The organism is Litoreibacter sp. GN1-5 (assembly GCF_055693805.1).
On sequence record NZ_JBVFUP010000001.1, the window covers coordinates 3,120,115 to 3,138,244 of the forward strand.

12 protein-coding genes, 1 tRNA gene and 2 pseudogenes are annotated in these 18,130 nt (G+C 53.1%); 7 read left to right on the top strand and 8 right to left on the bottom strand.

The annotated features are described in order from the left end of the window. Positions 1-16 precede the first annotated feature (16 nt). Positions 17-1,663: a peptidoglycan-binding domain-containing protein gene (locus ACZ1HF_RS15610; protein ID WP_472658382.1), complete on the top strand. Its 1,647-nt coding sequence runs from the start codon at positions 17-19 to the stop codon at positions 1,661-1,663. A gap of 61 nt (positions 1,664-1,724) precedes the next feature. Here ACZ1HF_RS15610 and ykgO read toward each other — a convergent pair whose 3' ends face one another. Together ykgO and ACZ1HF_RS15620 are read right to left on the bottom strand one after the other, a co-directional pair. Continuing rightward, entirely contained in the window at positions 1,725-1,850 is a 126-nt protein-coding gene (gene ykgO, locus ACZ1HF_RS15615; RefSeq protein WP_008182844.1) for a type B 50S ribosomal protein L36, read from the bottom strand. 73 nt (positions 1,851-1,923) lie between these two features. Next, positions 1,924-1,998 (bottom strand) — tRNA-Val (locus ACZ1HF_RS15620). 147 nt (positions 1,999-2,145) lie between these two features. Here ACZ1HF_RS15620 and ACZ1HF_RS15625 point away from each other — a divergent pair. Continuing rightward, positions 2,146-3,006 carry an N-formylglutamate amidohydrolase gene (locus ACZ1HF_RS15625; RefSeq protein WP_472658383.1) on the top strand — a complete coding sequence of 287 codons (861 nt, stop codon included), beginning with the start codon at positions 2,146-2,148 and terminating at the stop codon, positions 3,004-3,006. A 1-nt stretch (position 3,007) separates the two neighbouring features. Here the strand turns inward: ACZ1HF_RS15625 and ACZ1HF_RS15630 are convergent, their stop codons facing one another. Then, positions 3,008-4,261 (bottom strand): DNA polymerase IV, encoded by a 1,254-nt coding sequence (locus ACZ1HF_RS15630; RefSeq protein ID WP_472658384.1) that lies wholly within the window; start codon positions 4,259-4,261, stop codon positions 3,008-3,010. A gap of 139 nt (positions 4,262-4,400) precedes the next feature. On the opposite strand from ACZ1HF_RS15630, the gene ACZ1HF_RS15635 reads away from it, so the two are divergent. Together ACZ1HF_RS15635 and ACZ1HF_RS15640 are read left to right on the top strand one after the other, a co-directional pair. Then, positions 4,401-5,288 carry an SPFH domain-containing protein gene (locus ACZ1HF_RS15635; protein ID WP_472658385.1) on the top strand — a complete coding sequence of 296 codons (888 nt, stop codon included), beginning with the start codon at positions 4,401-4,403 and terminating at the stop codon, positions 5,286-5,288. Positions 5,289-5,290: 2 nt separating this feature from the next. Next, the gene (locus ACZ1HF_RS15640) at positions 5,291-5,575 is read left to right on the top strand and encodes an NfeD family protein (protein WP_472658386.1); all 285 of its coding nucleotides are present in this window, start codon (positions 5,291-5,293) and stop codon (positions 5,573-5,575) included. Positions 5,576-6,053: 478 nt separating this feature from the next. Here ACZ1HF_RS15640 and pyrF read toward each other — a convergent pair whose 3' ends face one another. Further along, positions 6,054-6,743 (bottom strand): orotidine-5'-phosphate decarboxylase, encoded by a 690-nt coding sequence (gene pyrF / locus ACZ1HF_RS15645; protein WP_472658387.1) that lies wholly within the window; start codon positions 6,741-6,743, stop codon positions 6,054-6,056. A gap of 82 nt (positions 6,744-6,825) precedes the next feature. After that, complete coding sequence (locus ACZ1HF_RS15650) at positions 6,826-7,116, bottom strand: hypothetical protein (RefSeq protein WP_472658388.1); 291 nt, start codon at positions 7,114-7,116, stop codon at positions 6,826-6,828. A 222-nt stretch (positions 7,117-7,338) separates the two neighbouring features. Between ACZ1HF_RS15650 and clpB the strand changes: the two genes are divergently transcribed. Then, on the top strand, positions 7,339-9,954 hold the full coding sequence (clpB, locus tag ACZ1HF_RS15655; protein ID WP_472658389.1) for an ATP-dependent chaperone ClpB: 2,616 nt from the start codon (positions 7,339-7,341) through the stop codon (positions 9,952-9,954). Positions 9,955-10,078: 124 nt separating this feature from the next. Here clpB and ACZ1HF_RS15660 read toward each other — a convergent pair. Beyond that, positions 10,079-10,180: pseudogene (locus ACZ1HF_RS15660) on the bottom strand (IS5/IS1182 family transposase); the annotation flags it as partial. A gap of 7 nt (positions 10,181-10,187) precedes the next feature. Here ACZ1HF_RS15660 and ACZ1HF_RS15665 point away from each other — a divergent pair. After that, positions 10,188-10,388 (top strand): integrase core domain-containing protein, encoded by a 201-nt coding sequence (locus tag ACZ1HF_RS15665; protein ID WP_472658390.1) that lies wholly within the window; start codon positions 10,188-10,190, stop codon positions 10,386-10,388. Between the two features lie 124 nt (positions 10,389-10,512). On the opposite strand, the gene ACZ1HF_RS15670 is transcribed toward ACZ1HF_RS15665, so the two are convergent. Then, on the bottom strand, positions 10,513-16,224 hold the full coding sequence (locus ACZ1HF_RS15670; RefSeq protein ID WP_472658391.1) for a hypothetical protein: 5,712 nt from the start codon (positions 16,222-16,224) through the stop codon (positions 10,513-10,515). Between the two features lie 504 nt (positions 16,225-16,728). Here ACZ1HF_RS15670 and ACZ1HF_RS15675 point away from each other — a divergent pair. Beyond that, a pseudogene (locus tag ACZ1HF_RS15675) lies at positions 16,729-17,023 on the top strand (IS5/IS1182 family transposase); the annotation flags it as partial. A 35-nt stretch (positions 17,024-17,058) separates the two neighbouring features. Here the strand turns inward: ACZ1HF_RS15675 and ACZ1HF_RS15680 are convergent. Beyond that, entirely contained in the window at positions 17,059-18,099 is a 1,041-nt protein-coding gene (locus ACZ1HF_RS15680; RefSeq protein ID WP_472658392.1) for an IS110 family RNA-guided transposase, read from the bottom strand. Between the last annotated feature and the right edge of the window lie 31 nt (positions 18,100-18,130).

Below are 18,130 nucleotides of genomic sequence, written 5' to 3' on the forward strand. Positions count from 1 at the left end.
GGGTTGGAGGACGACCATGCGGTTTCACAGTTTCGCGCTTGCCATCGGGCTAAGCATTACCCCGGTCTGGGCAGCTGATGTTGCATTGATCATCGGCAACGAAGACTACGCCAACGGGCGCGACATTACCGATGCCGATGAAATGCTTGATGCCGGACCTGCCCTGGAAGAGGCAGGATTTTCCGTTGCGTCTATTGAAAATGCCGGCGCTGGTGCCTTGAACGAGGTCTTGCGACTGTTTGAAGAAAGCGCCGATGGGTCGGGGCGCATTGTGATTGCGGTGTCCGGGCATGTAGTCAGGTCAGACAGGCTTGGCTGGCTTCTGGCCTCGGACGCGGATGAACCGGGGCTGGCCAATGTTGGGACAAATGGCGTTCCACTGGATGTGCTTGTGGAAATCGCCGGGCGTGCGCCGGGGCAGGCCGTAGTGCTGATCGGAACGGAGGATCGGAATATCGACCTTGGCTCTGGCCTTGAACGGGGCCTGTTGCTGCCCGATGTCCCGCAAGGGGTAACGCTGATCAGTGGCCCCGCGGGGGATGTTGCAGATTTCGCCAAGGATGTCCTGCCAACGAAAGGCATCAGCCTTGCCACGGCTTTGCAGGACTGGCCGACGCTAAGCGGGTCAGGGTTCATGGCGCCTTTGGTGCCATTCCTGAGTGATGGTGAAACGGCCGTCGTGGCCCCGCCACCGGTGGACCCGGATGCAACCGAACGTGTGTTCTGGCAGGCAACGCAAGGGATTGGCACAATCGATGCCTATCAAAGCTATCTTGATCGCTATGCCAACGGGCTATTCGCAGATGAAGCGCAGGCTGAAATCACTCGGATCGAGGCAGAACCCGGCCTGCAGGCCGAAGCAGGTGAGAAAGCCCTGAAGCTCAGCCGCGATGCACGGCGGGAAATCCAGCGTGGCCTGTCTCTGCTGGGCTTTGACCCAAAAGGGATCGACGGGATTTTCGGGCGCGGCTCACGCGCGGCAATTGGCGACTGGCAGAAAGAGAATGGCGAGGATGCGACAGGCTTCATGACCCGCGACCAGATCGCCAAGCTTGAAGTACAGGCAGAACGCCGCGCTGCCGAGCTGGAAGAAGAAGCACGCTTGCGGCAGGCCGAGCTGGAAGAGAAAGACCGTGCCTACTGGGCGGCAACCGGGGCAGAGGGCGACGAAGCAGGCTTGCGCGCCTATCTGGAACGCTACCCGGATGGCGTTTTCGCCGAAATCGCCACGGCCCGGTTGGAACCGTTTGAGGCGGCCCGGCGCTCTGCGGCAGAAACTCAGGACCGCGCGGATTGGGATGCTGCGCAATCCGTGGGCAGTTTGGCCGCGTATCAGGGCTATCTGCAATCCAATCCGAATGGGGCGTTCGCAGATCAAGCAAAGGCGCAGATTGCAGCCTTGACCGAGGAACAACGTAACAGCGCAGCCCTTGAAGCGGCGCAACGGGCTGAGGCCAATCTGGGGTTGAACCAAAACACGCGCCGTCTGGTTGAAAGTCGGCTGAGCAAACTGGGTCTGAAACCGGGTGAAGTGGACGGCAAATTTGATGACCGAACCCGCCGCGCCATCCGCCGCTATCAGGAAGCACGCAAACTGACCAAGACGGGGTATCTCAACCAACCCACCGTGGTACGGTTACTGGCGGATTCGATTCTGCGGTAACACAAACGCAAAAAGCCGCATCGGGGTGTCCCGTGCGGCTTTTCCACAGAATGATTCTGGCTTAACCCTGACGGGCTTTAAACCGGCGCTGTGTCTTGTTGATCACATAGACACGGCCCTTACGGCGCACAACACGGCAATCGCGGTGGCGCGCTTTCAGGGAGCGAAGCGAATTTCTGACCTTCATGGGTCTTTCTCCTGTCTCAAAGCGCGCGTGCGCCTTAGTTAAACTCCTGCTCCAGACACGTCTGAAGTTCCGATGGTGGGCACTACTGGGATCGAACCAGTGACCCCTTCGATGTCAACGAAGTGCTCTACCGCTGAGCTAAGCGCCCATCGACCGCCGATTTCCGCCCTGTTCACATGGATATGAACGCAGCCAGAGCACGTTGGTCTGCGCTCTATAGAAGGAGTCGGGAAACGGTTCAAGGGCTTTTGATGCAAGAGTGAATCAGCTTATAAGGCATGGCAAGGAGGCCGCGATGGTCAAAGAACCCTATATTCTGTCTATGCCAGAGGTTCAGACCTCTTGCGTGGTCTTTGCCAGCCCCCATAGCGGGCGGGATTATCCGGCAGCTTTCCTGCGTCGCTCGGCTTTGGATGAGCTGTCGATCCGGTCCTCGGAAGACGCTTTTATGGATCAGTTGATCAAACCTGCCGTTGCGTGCGGGGCGGCGACACTGACCGCGCGTATGCCGCGGGCCTATCTGGACCTGAACCGCGCCGCGGATGAGCTGGATCCAGCCGTGGTCGAAGGCGCCAAAGCGACTGTGCATAATCCACGTGTGAATTCAGGCCTTGGGGTTGTGCCACGTGTCGTCTCGAATGGGCGCGCGATCTATAATGGTAAAGTGTCCAAAAGCGAGGCTCATAAGCGTATCGTTGAATGCTGGCACCCCTATCATGACCAGCTTCAAACCCTACTGAACAAAACATGGCTGCGATTTGACGAAGCGATCCTGATCGATTGCCACTCAATGCCCCATGAAGCAGTTCAGTCGGTCAGCCAATCTGGTTTCCCAACCCCCGAAATAGTGTTGGGCGACAGGTTTGGTGCATCCGCCAATAGCAGCATCGTTGAGCGGATCGAGGCGATTTTCACCAGCGCAGGTCTGCGGACCAGTCGCAACGCGCCTTTTGCCGGAGCCTATATCGTGCAGCAATATGGCCGACCATCCCGCGGACAGCACGCCGTCCAGATCGAGATTGACCGCGCCCTTTATATGAATGAACAATATATCCGCCCGAATGGAAATTTCCGCGCATTCCAGAATCTAATGGCGCGTGTGATTGCAGAAATCGCCGATATTGGCCGCAAGGACATGCCTTTGGCAGCGGAGTAAATCACCGTAATGATCGGCCTTTCACAATGGCATCCCGCCCAAAGCGCTCACGGATTTTATCCGTGGCGCGTTCCGCCTCGGACCTTTTGATGGCATTGGGGTCCAGAAGATCGGGCGCCCGGTCCGCATCCTGTTCCGGCATCAGATCACTGAGGCCCACACCCAGAAGGCGATAGGGACCGCGATCCCCGATCTGATCAAACAGATCACGGGCTGTCCGGTAGATGCGATCAGCCAATTGCGTTGCATCCCGCAAGGAAATCCGGCGTGTGATCAGTTGAAAGTTGGCGCGTTTTAGCTTCAACGTGATCACCTGCCCTGCAAGCTGTTTGGCTTTGGCACGATCTGCAACTTTTTCGGCCATCCGCCACAGATGCCCGTCCAAAAGATCCGGGTCTGACGTATCCTCATGAAAGGTTGTCTCGTTCGAAATGCTCTTTATAGGTCTGCGGGCAGATACGCTGCGGTGATCCTGTCCGCGCGCCAGATGCCATAACCTGTCCCCCATGGACCCAAACCGGGCGTGCAGGTCTTTGATATCCCATCGCAACAGATCGACGAAAGTGCGAATACCTGCCCTGTCCAAGCTTTCGCGGCTGACCGCGCCCACGCCCCAAATCAAGCTGACAGGCTTGTCGCGCAGAAAATCATCGGTATCTGCCTCGCCGATAACGGAGAATCCGCGTGGTTTGTCCAGATCAGAGGCAATTTTTGCCAGAAACTTGTTATGGCTCAATCCGACAGAGCCTGTAATGCCCAGCTCGGACTCCATCCGGTTCAACAATTTTGCCAGAACTATTGCAGGCGGCACCCCATGCAGCTTTTCTGTTCCGGTCAGATCGATAAAGGCCTCATCCAGCGACAGAGGCTCAATGGCAGGGGTCAGCTCTTCCATCATTGCACGGATTTGGCGCGAGACATCCACATAGGTCTGCATGCGCCCACGCACGACCACCGCTTCAGGGCACAGCTTCAACGCTTTGAACATCGGCATGGCCGAGCGCACGCCTTTGATGCGGGCAATATAGCAGGCGGTTGAGACGACCCCCCGCCGTCCACCCCCAATGATGACAGGTTTATCGCGCAGCTCCGGATTGTCGCGCTTTTCAACCGAGGCATAGAACGCATCGCAGTCCATATGACCTATGGACAAGCTGAAAAGTTCGGGATGCGAAACGACCCTCGGGCTGCGGCACATGGGGCAACGCGCACCGGTCTCAAACTGGGTCAGGCAATCGCGGCAGATAGAAGGCATGCGGTAAACTAAAGCAGGTTTTAAAACCTTACAATCCAGCGTTTAAAACACTGTATTTTTGGAAAAAATACATCTAAAGCTTCAAAAAACCATGATTAATCCCCATATGATGTTTGGGGGCAGAGGGAGTATACATACTATGGAAGAACTTATCGTTGATTTTTTGAGCAACAATATTGTCTACATTTTGTTGTTCGTATTTTTGATTGTTGTCATTCTGGCCGGTGTCAGAATTGTCCCACAGTCGGAAAAATTTGTTGTGGAGCGGTTTGGCCGCCTGCGCGCGGTGCTTGGACCAGGCATCAACTTTATTGTGCCGTTTTTGGATCGTGTTGCGCATAAGATTTCTGTTCTTGAGCGCCAGTTACCCACAAACCGACAAGACGCAATTACATCTGACAACGTACTTGTGCAGGTGGAATCAAGCGTGTTCTATCGCATTACAGAGCCTGAAAAGACAGTTTACCGGATCCGCGATGTGGATGCCGCGATTTCGACAACCGTTGCAGGTATGATCCGGTCCGAAATCGGTGCGCTGGAACTTGACGAAGTTCAAACAAACCGTGCTGCGCTGATATCGCGTATCCAACAGGCGTTAGAGAAAGTTGTTGATGATTGGGGGATCGAGGTAACTCGTGCCGAGATTCTGGACGTCAATTTGGACGAAGCCACGCGGGCTGCTATGCTACAACAGCTGAATGCAGAACGAGCCCGTCGGGCGCAGGTGATGGAAGCCGAAGGTAGCAAACGCGCGGTTGAATTGAATGCCGATGCGGAACTCTATGAGGCCGAGCAAACCGCTAAAGCGCGTCGCGTACAAGCGGATGCTGAAGCTTATGCTACCAGCGTAGTTGCGCAGGCCATCAAGGAAAACGGTGTTGAGGCAGCTCAGTACCAAGTGGCCTTGAAACAGGTCGAAGCCTTAACAACCGTTGGTCAAGGCGAGGGCAAGCAGACAATTCTTCTGCCATCCGCAGCCCTTGACGCGTTCTCGGATGCATTCGGATTGTTAAAAGGGAGGTCTTAATCATGTTGTCGGAATATTGGGTTTGGTTCTCTGGTGCGCTTATACTTGGCATCCTTGAGGTTCTCTTACCTGGCTATATCCTGCTTGGGTTCGCCATCGCAGCGGGCGTCATGGGCATAGTGTTTTATATAGACACCGGATTGTCTGCCTACCTTGCCGGGTCCTTGCCTTTGAGTCTGGTTGTGTTCGCTGTGCTGGCCCTCGTAAGCTGGCTAACACTGCGCAAAATCTTTGGCATCCGGAAAGGTCAGGTGAAAATCTGGGATACGGATATCAACGAAGGCTGACACCTTAACCACCAGCCTCACAAAGCCCCCGTCCCACGGGGGCTTTTATTTGGACGATTGCAATTGTTACAAAATCAAAAGGCATAAGCTACCGCGCGCAACTGAAGCTTTGCCTGCATCAAAATAATTGGGAATTGTCCGAGATCGCTCAGAATACAGATTTTTGGATTGATGAGCATTGGGTTATTCGCTCAACGAAAAATGCCTATAGAATGAAGTTATTCGTAAATTCCTTAGTCGATCTTTTGAATGAAGGCGAAACTAAAAGTGTGAATATAGCAGCTATCTCTGTATCCACGACTAAACCACAGAGCGACACCGATACTGAAACCACTTTCGCAAGGTTGGACATGCGAAAGGAAAATTTCAGCGACAAACTACTACATTTTTGTTGATGCCATCTGTTCATATAGGGATGCACACAGTAGTGATACGTCGCATCAATCAGGTTGAAAAAATGCTGCGCTACAATCTGACCTTAGGGAAGCTCGGCTAAAATTGCCTCGGCAGAGGCACGTGGGTTTTCGGCCTGCCAAATGGGCCGTCCCACCACGATATGATCGGCACCGTCCTGTAGGGCCTTTGCAGGGGTAGCGACACGTTTCTGATCGCCAAGCGCGGCTCCGTCCGGGCGCACGCCGGGGGTCACGATCAGTTTGTCGTTGGCAGACGGAAGTCGGCGAACCAGCGCAGCCTCTTGTGGGGAGGCAATCACGCCATCGGCCCCGGCCTCAAAGGCCCGATCTGCACGCTCAGACACAAGATCGGGTATGCCACCGCCTTTGATCAAGCAGGCGTCAAGGTCAGCGCGGTCAAGGGAGGTCAGCACCGTTACAGCAAGGATTTTCAGGTCAGAGCCCACAGCACCCTCTTTCGCAGCACGCACAACATGCGGGTCGCCATGAACTGTCAGGAAGTCCAGATCAAACTGCGCAAGCCCCCGAACCGCAGCCTCGACCGTCGCGCCAATATCGAACAGCTTCATATCAAGGAAAATGCGTTTGCCATGATCCTGCTTCAGCTCATTGGCAAGGGCAAGACCGCCGCCGGTCAGCATACCAAGCCCTATCTTGTAGAAAGACACGGCGTCACCGATCTTTGCAGCAAGGTTCAAGCCATCCAGAGCGTTTGGCACATCCAGTGCTACGATCAGGCGGTCATCAGACATGGTGTTTCCTTTCAATGCGCTGGCTGGGGGTGTAGTCCTGAGTGGCGGGCTACTCAAGACCCCAAACCGCGTATCGAAGGGTTCAGGCTGCCTGTTGTGAACTCCGCCTGATTGCCAAAGTAATCTGCTGCAACAAGCGATCTGTCTTGGGTAAACTTCGTGACATCAGCTCGGATAAGCCACGTTTGCGGTTCTCTTTCGCCTTATGCAGAAGGGCGTTTGTAACGGTGTCGAACTCACTGGAAATTGGTAATGCGACGCTGGTGGGAAAGCTTAGCCGATCTTCGCCCTCGTGAAAGATGACAAGCGCCTCAAAACACTGCTTGGCAGGGTTATAGGTCGGGTTTTTGACTTCTGTGCGATAACTGCTCATGGCTACGCTCCTGTTTACCTGTGGATAACTTAGGAACTGCTGCACCGGTTCCAACCCACGTTGCAGTGAACTCTCAAAAGCGTGACGCGTGAGGGAAATTTCGTGAATGATGCCCTTGAGATAGCTCAAGGCGCCCCCCACATAAAATTGCAAGGTCAGCCATAAAGACGTGCCGCCGGGCGGGCGTTTTACGGGTTTGACGCTTAATGAGAGGAAAATGATATGAATTTGGAGAAATTCACCGAACGTGCGCGCGGATTTGTTCAGGCCGCACAAACAATAGCTATGCGTGAGGATCACCAACGGCTTGGTCCAGAACATCTATTGAAAGCCCTGATGGATGATGATCAGGGATTGGCATCCAATTTAATCGACCGGGCGGGCGGGCAATCCAAGGCTGTGCGCGAGGCCATTGATCTTACGATCAGCAAGATTGCCAAGGTGACAGGCGATGCCGGGTCTATTTATATGGATACGCAGACCGCCAAGGTGCTGGATGAGGCCGAAAAGCTGGCCAAAAAGGCAGGCGATAGCTTTGTTACGGTTGAGCGTGTTCTGACTGCCCTGTGTATGGTCAAATCGAAAGCCCGGGACGCGCTGGAAGCCGGGGGCGTTTCGGCCCAAAACCTGAACGCGGCAATCAATGACATTCGCAAGGGCCGCACAGCGGACAGCGCATCAGCCGAGGAAGGCTATGACGCACTGAAGAAATATGCGCGCGATCTGACGGAAGCAGCCGAAGAAGGTAAAATTGACCCTATCATCGGGCGTGACGAGGAAATTCGGCGCACAATGCAGGTGCTGAGCCGCAGGACCAAGAACAACCCGGTTCTGATTGGGGAGCCCGGCGTCGGGAAAACCGCGATTGCCGAAGGGCTTGCCTTACGGATCGTCAATGGCGATGTGCCGGAATCCTTGCGCAACAAACGACTGATGGCGCTGGATATGGGCGCGCTCATCGCGGGTGCAAAATATCGCGGTGAGTTTGAGGAGCGCCTGAAAGCGGTTCTGTCCGAAGTGACATCTGCTGCGGGCGAGATCATTCTTTTCATCGATGAAATGCACACGCTTGTTGGCGCTGGCAAAGGTGAGGGCGCAATGGACGCTTCAAACCTGCTGAAGCCTGCATTGGCGCGAGGCGAATTGCACTGTGTCGGGGCCACGACCTTGGACGAATATCGTAAACATGTCGAAAAAGACGCAGCTTTGGCGCGGCGGTTCCAGCCTTTGGTGGTGGAAGAACCTACGGTTGAAGACACGGTTTCTATCCTGCGTGGCATCAAGGAAAAATACGAACTGCACCACGGCGTGCGGATTTCCGACAGTGCTTTGGTCGCTGCGGCGCAGCTGTCACATCGCTATATCACAGACAGGTTCTTGCCCGATAAGGCGATTGACCTGATGGATGAAGCAGCCTCGCGCTTGCGGATGGAAGTGGATTCAAAACCCGAAGAACTGGACGCGCTGGATCGCCAGATTTTGCAGTTACAGATCGAGGCCGCCGCTTTGGAGAAAGAGGACGACGCTGCCTCCAAGGATCGGCTGGAAACTTTGCAGAAAGATCTGTCAGACCTGCAGGAACGCTCGGACGAGATGACCGCGCAATGGCAGGCGGATCGTGCCAAGTTGGAAGGGGCACGTGATCTGAAAGAAAAGCTGGATAAAGCACGGGCCGAGTTGGACATTGCCAAGCGCGAAGGCAATCTGGCCAAAGCCGGTGAGTTGTCTTACGGTGTGATCCCCGAGCTTGAAAAAGCGCTGGGCGAGGCCGAGGCGCGTGAAGGTGATGTCGTCGTTGAAGAAGCCGTCAGGCCAGAGCAGATCGCACAGGTGGTAGAGCGTTGGACGGGTATTCCGACCTCCAAGATGTTGGAAGGTGAGCGCGACAAGCTTCTACGCATGGAAGAAGAGATCGGACGCCGGGTGATCGGGCAGCGACAAGCCGTCACGGCTGTTGCCAATGCCGTGCGCCGTGCGCGGGCTGGCCTGAACGACGAACGCCGCCCCTTGGGCTCGTTCCTGTTTCTTGGGCCAACGGGCGTGGGTAAGACCGAGCTGACCAAGGCTCTGGCCGAATATCTGTTTGATGATGACAGCGCGATGGTGCGGATTGATATGAGCGAATTCATGGAGAAACACGCCGTCGCCCGTCTGATCGGTGCCCCCCCGGGTTATGTCGGCTATGATGAAGGCGGCGTTTTGACCGAAGCCGTTCGACGCAGACCCTATCAGGTCGTGCTGTTTGACGAGGTCGAGAAGGCGCACCCGGATGTGTTCAACGTGCTGTTGCAGGTTCTTGATGACGGGCAGCTGACCGATGGTCAGGGCCGCACTGTCGATTTCAAGCAGACGCTGATCATCCTGACTTCAAACCTTGGAGCACAAGCGCTGAGCCAGTTGCCCGATGGTGGCGACCCGACTGAGGCGAAGCGCGATGTGATGGATGCAGTTCGGGCACATTTCCGGCCGGAATTCCTGAACCGATTAGATGAGACGATCATCTTCGATCGTCTCAGCCGGGGCGACATGGGGGCGATTGTCGACATCCAGCACGGGCTTCTGGACAAGCGTCTGGCTGATCGCAAGATCACCCTTGATCTGGACGATGGCGCACGTAAATGGCTGGCCGATGAGGGCTACGACCCTGTCTTCGGCGCGCGCCCCCTGAAGCGAGTCATGCAACGTGCCCTACAAGACCAGTTAGCCGAGATGATCTTGGCGGGTGACGTACTTGATGGGTCTGTCGTGCCCATCAGCGCGGGACCAGATGGCCTGATCGTCGGCGACCGGCTGTCAGCTTCGAACAGACCCAAACCGGACGATGCCGTCGTGCATTAACTAGGGACGCCCCGCCAAGTAGGTGGGGCGCAACCGTATCAATCTCGGCGGGAAGAATTAGATAAATTAATTCAATTTGGCTTCAGTGTATTTTGCGCTGAGCGCAAATACAGCCCCTAGGTGTTCAGTCCCAGCATCTGTCATAGCGGGTTGCGACCCGCCGCCAATCCTTGAGGCGGGCAAACATGATCTCGATTTTGTGACGTTGACAATAGCGGATCTCATCGTGTGAGATGGGAAACCTTGAGCCCCTTACGCGATGGGATGCGGGGCTCGAGGCTCGGAAGATCATTGAAAACTGGAGGATCAATTATAACACACAACGACCACATACATCACTTAGCGGGCTGGCTCTGGTGTCTACGCCAGCCTCAACCGTGCCACACGACCTACTTCATTTGATCTCCGCAAAGGCTCCGCTCAGCAAGCCTTGACCGCACCCAAATCGACAGAAAGAAACAGTAACGGAGTCTACAGCTGAACGGCACAGATCAGGGGGCCGGATCATAACCCACATTTATCTAGGCGGGAACGCAATTCATACCAGTAATTTAATTCCTACGGAGCCTTAGGCCGACGGCCTCGACCACCAGACGAATTCGGATTATTTTCTGAATTATTAATATCGTAAATTACAGTACCATAGTTGAACTGGGTTCGAGCTCGAATCAACTTCAACTTGGCCATTGCGTATCTCTCCCAATCATCTGCACTACGAATGTCGAAGCTGGGACCGTCCGACACACCAGATGTATATGCAACAGCTAGTATTGCAGAGAATGGTACATACTCCTTATCAATTTTTGTCAGTATTCTATTCGAAATAGCCATTCCTCCTACAGTCCCCAAGCTACCAGAGAATTTAGTAGTTAAATGGGTGTCAACCCACATCTTCGCATCTGCTGAGCTGAATCCAAACTGTTCAATCATAACCTTTTGAAGTAATCTAGCTCCGCCAAACCCTGCCATCGCTCCCAAACCAAAACCAAAAAAATCAGCCAAGATTGGTGCATAAGCTAGGCCATCTTTAGAAAGTTTTGTAAGATTATAAGTGTTGTTATATGCTAATCCACCACCAAGTTCCGCTGTATTATATACTGTGTTGAGTATCCGTCGAAGTTGGCGTAATTTTCCTTCCGGCAGTGGTATACTAGCTAATCGGTCGCGCCACCCTTCTGGTGGAGGAGAACCTGGTTCAGGATTGAGATCCAGCCATGATTGGCCTGGAACACGCCGATCCGGCAGACTAAATGGGGACGGAGAGTCGCCATTTATGAATCCAATAAATTGTCGAGCTTTATCTATCGTCCATCCCGTGACAGCTGCTATTGACTGTGGTACACTAAATTCTAACTCTTCTATAAGACCAAAACTCACATCGTACAGCACATCGCCGCTTCTCTTGTACTGACCAGAGAAGCCGCCTTTTCCTGCAGAAGAACGAAATGGAACGACTATCTGTCGTAATGCTCCTCCACCAGGACCATGAGAACCGCCCTTAAAACCTCTGGCCTTAAATGCTGCTATATTGGTTTCAAACAACCTGAAACGCAGTTCCACATCGTCTTGCCCAGTTGGCTTACCATCTTTATCTAAAACAGCTTTTGGCCATGTTACAGATATGCGTATATAGTTATAAGAAAAATGATTGGAAATTTTACCTTTTTTTACGATTGATAGAACTGGGATATCAAGTGCAAGATCAAAACGGAAATCTGGATTTTTAGCTAACCAAACTTCCAGACTTTCTTTTCCATCGTAGCCGGCTACACGAGCGGCAGCAATCATCTCAGGTCGTTGATCCCTCTTAGCTTTTTCAATCTGTTTTGCAATTTTCGATGTGTCGATATTGCCATTCAATATCGCGTTCATTAAGTTTCCCTGCGCTTTGATTTGATCAATTCGTTCAACGAGCTCCTTTTTGCTCTTTGGAATCACGAAGTCTTTTTCAGGGAGTTGGTCAAGAAATGTTTTGTTTATAGAAATAGACTTTCCATTCTTGTTAGGTACGACTAAAAATCGTAACGCATCATTACTTCGTATCTCATCCATATCAACAGTGCTAATTATACCATCCCCATTACCTAACTTTAAAGATAAGTCAGATAGCTCTTTAGAATTAACTCCTAGCGCGTTGAGTATAGATACTTTCTCGTCATCATCCATAAAGGGATTTTCAACGATAAATTCAAATAGATTCTCTCCTCTACTTTGTGATATTGATCCTTCTTTTATGGAAATATTTCCATCTTTAACTTCAATATCCTTTTTTTCTCTCAATTTTGAAATTACATTTTCTTCAGTAATTTTCCCTGGGGAAAGTGATTCCATGTAAGCAATTGCTGCTATACTATCTGCACTGGATTTTTCATTGAGTTTATAACCTTTAAACTTCAAGTTAGAGTATATTTTCTTGTATCTACTTATTGATGAATCATACACGTTTTGATCAGGGACATTCTCGAGCTTTTTTTCGTCCAGGCTTATGAGTGTTTTTTTGCCTGGTTTAAAGATGTCGTATTTGTCTGCGGTTTCGAGCGCATTCGGGTTTATGCTGCCTTTTCCGTCGGGGAATTTTTTAGCCAGCAACTTCCGGTCTTCTATGTCGACCCCTATTGCGTCGAGGAGGTCGTCTTTTTCCCCTTTTTTGAGGGAGGGTGAGCGCAGGATGTTTGCGACGATGCGGTTTGGTCTGTCACCTGTCATGGCATCTTTGTTGATCGACCATGTGCCGGATTTTTCGTCGATCTTGATGATGCCTTTTTTGATGAACAGGTCGATGTCCTTGGCGCTCATGGGCTTGCCACCATTCAGTGCCATGAGCACATTGGCCCCCTCACCTGCTTCGAGGCTTGTCCCGTCATCATCGAAGTCGAAGCCGGCTTTGCTCATGTTCTGAACAAACTTTTCAGCGTTCACGCTGCCTGATCCCGCAATGTCCGTCCCGGTGGTGGCAACCGATCCAGTTGGGACGGGATCGACGCCTAGCTTTTTGGCGTAGTTTTTGTTGAAGTAGTCAAACGTTGCAGAGAACTTGGCGCCAAGCGCTCTGGCCTCTGCTGGAGTGGCATTACCATTGGCGACCATCCACCATAGGCTTGCGATCTCACTATGTTCGCCACCGCTGCTACTTGCATCGAGATCACCAACATCGTCCTTTTCGAGAGCTTCTTTCCACGCTGTGGGATTTTTTACGTTGCCGGCTTTGCCTGTTCCGTCCTGCAAAATACGATAGAAAAAATTCTGTACCATATCCGCCCGCAGGCCGGTCCCATCCTCATCGACATATTTTTCAATGTCGCGCGCATGGGCCGTGATCGCGAGCGAGTCAACATCGCTTTTGCTTTCGAATTTGAAGTCAGGTGAACCGTAGGCGTCTTCCTCAGTCGTCCCATCTATGACGCTAAGAGATTTAATGCCGTTATCCTTGACCTCGTCCAAAAGCTTCTCACCGCCAATGATATTGAGAGAACGCACAATACCCGCAATGCCTGCGCCCATGGCTTTGTTGCGTTTTCCTACCCGGCCCTTACTATCTTTGGTATTGAAGATAAAAATATCAACAACATCACTCATCATATCAAGAAAGGCATCATTGCCACTGGGTTTATACGGTTCGACCTCTCTCCCGTCGGTCGAGCGTTGATACAGGCGCCCTTTTACGACGCTCTTACCTTTATATGTGATGACAAATTTGGTGTTGTCCTTGCTATCAAGCTTGACGTCCCAGTTTTTTAGATCCTTTTCGGTCTGCTTGTTTTCTTCCAGAAAAACGCCAAGCAGAGAATTAAACCCACCAGCAGGCGTTCCATCAAGAATCCGTTGCACACTTGGGCGGATACCGCCGCTTTTTTGCTTCAGGCCGCTGGAATCGTCCGCCGAGACGCTAAAGCCATCCGTCTCTTCAGCCGCAGTGCTTCCATCATCGGTTTTGCTGTTTGGGTCTGTCTCTTTGACGCTGCTGCGCGTGACGAACGTGTTATCGGGGCCCATAATCAGGTAGCCGTCATCAATCGCGCGGTTGATCTCGACGGGGTGCAAAGTTCCGTCGCCATTGCCATAGCTGTCATCAATCCGTGTGCGCAGTTTCTTGTCGTCAAAGCCCAACTGGCCCGTGATCTTGTTGCGCCCCTTTTCGGTATCTGACGCAAAGGTCAAAAGCTTGCTGTTCTTGTTCAATGCAAAGGTAATGCGCTTGAGCTCTGTTGGTTCCAACTTCGTCAGATCGACGCTCCATTTACCATCCTTGATCACAATCACACCGCGATCAATGAACTTGGCAATGTCTTTGGCGCTCAGAGGCTTGCCACGATTGGCCGCTTGCAGGGCGAACATCGCAGCCGTCTTGCCCTTCGCATCACCCCCATACTCAAGACCGTCCTTGGTCACGACGCCCTTCTTCTCCATCAGCTTGGGCAGATCTTTCATCGTCACAGGCTTGCCGTCATTGGCCGCAATGATCTTGTCGCCGATCTCCTGATATTGCGGCTCCGGTGTGAACTCCGTCGGATCGGTGGGTCTGGCACCCGCAGACGGCTTCGTCTCGGCTGGCTTGCCCGTCGTCGTATCCACAGGCTTGCCAACCGCGCTCTTGGCACCGGGCTTGACGTTGAACGACACAACCGCGTCGCGGAAATCATCGCCTACAAACTCACCATCACCTTTGGAGCGCAGGCGGTCCTCAAACCCGATCGCTTGTGTCCCTTCCTCAGGATTGACCAATAGCCGCGCACGTTGCGGATCACTGCCCGAGATGATCGCGCCGTCTTGGGTGATATTGCGCACCCGCACCGCAGGCGGCGTTTTGCCAACCTGGTTGATATCGACATATTGCTCTGTCTCTTGGTATCCAAAGCCCTTCCTGGCAATCACCGTCCATTTCTTCGTCTTGGGATCAAAAACCTCAACCACCAACTCATCTTCAGTATTGAACTCAACCTTCGTGCGCGACTTCTTGATGGTGCCCTTCGGCACAGAAGGCGGGGCGTCGGTCGCGTCAACCGGCGAGCCAAAGGAAGGACCCGCAGGTTCGACTGGACCAGTGGTGACCGTATCACCTTCTGACCCATCGCCTGGCTTAGATGGTGCTGGCTTGCCATCCGGTGTTGCACTTGGCTTCTTCTGAGGTTTGATGGTTATAATGGCATCATTAAAATCACCATCGCCTTTGAAGCCAACAGAACCATCGGGCTCCAAGCCATCTACTCGGCCGTCGCCAAACTCATCAAAAGAAATTGTAATGGAGCCATCTGCATTGCGCGTGCTGCGTGACGTACTTCCTGCAGGATTGCCATCAACCTTCGCCGCAGTTGTCGCCACCACGTAGCCACCTTTAGGGTGGCTTTTATCAACATTGAAAACGCTGAACTCACCATCAAGCTTGTCAGGCAGTTTAGCCGTCAGATCCGTGACAACAAAAGGAACTTTATCTTGGGCATTCGGTGTCTGCTTTTTCTTGCGCGCCACGACGATAGGTTTCTTCGACCCTTTGGGAGTGTAGAGCACCATCAGCTCATTGGACGATTCAAACGACGCCGTGACCTGCTGGACAGGCGCATCCGTCGTAATCCGCGCCTGCGCCTGCACCGTTTGCCCATCCAACCGAACCTGGGCCGTGTCGGAAGATTGCGATCTGTATAAACCGGGCGTGGCTTCACGCGATACAGGCTTGCCAGTCACAACCCGCGCAATCCGAGCCCCGACATCACCCGGCGCGACGTCCACACCTTTGGAGGCCATATAAGCACCGACAGCCTCCCCATACTCCTCGTTCAATGTCTTTTGACGCTCAGATGGTGTCAGGCCAGCCCGCAGGATAATCGTCCCCCGCCCACCATTCCGCCCTGCCACAAACGCACCGTTCGCACCATCCGGAAGCTGCGTCTTGCGATCACCAGGAACCGCAACAACAACCTTGGGTGTCTTAAAACCATCCAGAGAAACTTCGTCGCCACTGCCACCCAAAAACTCATCAATTAAAAAATCCATGAAAATCTGTTCGCGTAACGTGCGCTCTTGTGCCGTCATTCCGTCAATTGCTGTCGCAAGCTCCGCACGACCCTCAGCAGTCGAAACCTGCCCCTTCAATTGAACGCGCGGCTGGGACACCGAACCGTCACGACCCCCGCCAGACCGCACACCACCTGCAGAGCCGCCATCAGACCCCGTGTCGGACCCCTTTACACCACCTCGCCGGACACCCACCCCATCAGCTTCTACCTTATTGCCAAAGCCAACACCATTACGACCAACCAGCTGTGTATTTGACATTTGAAAACTCCAATATGAGACCTGACCGTCAGCTTAACTACAAAAAAATAGCAGAAAAATTGCGCCAGCTACTCAAACATCAAACCGATCCCTGAAACACAAGACAGTCCCAGATACGCAGATCTGATACGTAGTACGGGAAGTGTCTGACGTCAGTGCCAATGGGACAATTTAGGTCGATTTGATAAGAGAGAGCTTCTGGCACATCGTAACCACCAAGGAGTGAAGATGGGCAAGAAACCCGGACCATCGAAGGACGCCCCTGACAAGCCCGTCAGCTGCATCAAGCGTAAAGCCCGCAATTACTCAGCTGAAGAGAAGATCAGGACTGTCTTGGCCGGTCTGCGGCGCGAAGGGATCTCTGAGAGCCCCTACTACCCTTGCTCACAAGGACTTCCTTGAAGCGGGGATGAACCGACTGGCGAGGGACACAGCGCCCTAAGGTCAGGACCGATTGATTTCAGTTGCTTGTGGTGATTCAGCGCCGGAAAACTGAGTGGTGACATGTCTGATCTTTTCTGGCTGACCGACGTGCAGATAGCGTGTCTTGAGCTCTCTTTCCCGAAGTTTCACGGCAAGCTGCGCGCAGATGATGGTGGGTTTGGCCGCCGAGCATGGCGAAGAGAAAACCGTGATGATCGATGCAACTTATCTAAAAGCCTATCGAACAGCGACCAGCATGGGCGTCAAAAAAGGGGGTGGACGCCTGATCGGGCGCACCAAAGGCGGCATGAACACCAAGCTGTACGCTGTCTGCGACAGTCAAGGCCGACCACTCAACCTGTTCGTTCTCACAGGGACCTTGCTTCCTTCCGTCTCCGGCGGAAACTTAGGTCAGGTAGCGGCCTCCTTTGTCCAATGGAATTCTTCGCCAGTTTTCCAAAGTGTCAACATCAGTACAGCGGGCTTACGAGCGGTCGCCACTGCGGCCTTTTTGAAGCCTCGCCTTGCCGCGAGGCGGACAGCCCAGGACTTCAGCGGGGAATATCGCTTCACACGACTGATCAATGTGCTGGCCGCCTCGTACAGCAGGCGACGCATGGCGGCATCGCCTCGTTTGGATATACGTCCAGAATAGTCGACCTCGCCGGACTGATATCGTCTTGGCGTCAAGCCCAGGAACGCTCCGACATTTGCAGTCTTTGGAAACCGCTCGGTATTCTCGATGAGTGCCAGAAAGTTCAACGCAACAACCGGCCCGATCCCAGGGATCGTCATCAAACGACGAGACAGATCATGGCGTTTGGCAATAGCAGCGATCTCATCTTCAAGCGCAGCCGCCGCTGAGCATATCGCCTCATGTGACGGAAGAACATGATCGATGATGACAGCCAGCGCCGGGTCGGATTGTCGTGCAACTGACAGCTGATCTCTGAAGCGCTGTCGCTGCCGTCCATTGCCGATTGCGGTCAGGCGAATGCCAAATGTCTTCAGGATTCCCCGCATATGTGCCTCAATCTCCATTCTGAGACGCACAAAATGATCCCGAGCGCCTATAATTGTTCGAAGGCGATCCGCATCTACGCTGCGGACATGAACGGCCGTAAACCAGCCGATCCGGGCCAATTGAGCCAATCCTTCTGCATCCGAACGATCAGATTTGTTGAGCTTTGCTGAGAGTACCTTGTGGGCTGGCCTCGCATCAATGCAGATGGCAGGTAGCCCCAAATCCTCAAGTTGCCGCTGAAGCCAGATCGATATCTGGCCGCTTTCATGCACGATCCTCTCGGGCATCAAATTTTGCTCTTTCAAAGTATCCCGCACCGCCAGCGGACAAAAGGGCAAGCTCTTCCGAAAGACGACACGTCCCTCGTCATCGACAACACACATCGAAATCTCTTTCAAAGAAACATCCAAACCTGCAAAGTACTTCATGTTCGTTCTCCTTACGGCTTTTTCCATGAGG

Bases quoted from the DNA above. Each gene is read 5' to 3' on its own strand.
- ACZ1HF_RS15610 (WP_472658382.1), top strand. From the start codon at position 17: ATGCGGTTTCACAGTTTCGCGCTTGCCATCGGGCTAAGCATTACCCCG.
- ykgO (WP_008182844.1), bottom strand. From the start codon at position 1,850: ATGAAGGTCAGAAATTCGCTTCGCTCCCTGAAAGCGCGCCACCGCGAT.
- ACZ1HF_RS15625 (WP_472658383.1), top strand. From the start codon at position 2,146: ATGGTCAAAGAACCCTATATTCTGTCTATGCCAGAGGTTCAGACCTCT.
- ACZ1HF_RS15630 (WP_472658384.1), bottom strand. From the start codon at position 4,261: ATGCCTTCTATCTGCCGCGATTGCCTGACCCAGTTTGAGACCGGTGCG.
- ACZ1HF_RS15635 (WP_472658385.1), top strand. From the start codon at position 4,401: ATGGAAGAACTTATCGTTGATTTTTTGAGCAACAATATTGTCTACATT.
- ACZ1HF_RS15640 (WP_472658386.1), top strand. From the start codon at position 5,291: ATGTTGTCGGAATATTGGGTTTGGTTCTCTGGTGCGCTTATACTTGGC.
- pyrF (WP_472658387.1), bottom strand. From the start codon at position 6,743: ATGTCTGATGACCGCCTGATCGTAGCACTGGATGTGCCAAACGCTCTG.
- ACZ1HF_RS15650 (WP_472658388.1), bottom strand. From the start codon at position 7,116: ATGAGCAGTTATCGCACAGAAGTCAAAAACCCGACCTATAACCCTGCC.
- clpB (WP_472658389.1), top strand. From the start codon at position 7,339: ATGAATTTGGAGAAATTCACCGAACGTGCGCGCGGATTTGTTCAGGCC.
- ACZ1HF_RS15665 (WP_472658390.1), top strand. From the start codon at position 10,188: ATGGGAAACCTTGAGCCCCTTACGCGATGGGATGCGGGGCTCGAGGCT.
- ACZ1HF_RS15670 (WP_472658391.1), bottom strand. From the start codon at position 16,224: ATGTCAAATACACAGCTGGTTGGTCGTAATGGTGTTGGCTTTGGCAAT.
- ACZ1HF_RS15680 (WP_472658392.1), bottom strand. From the start codon at position 18,099: ATGAAGTACTTTGCAGGTTTGGATGTTTCTTTGAAAGAGATTTCGATG.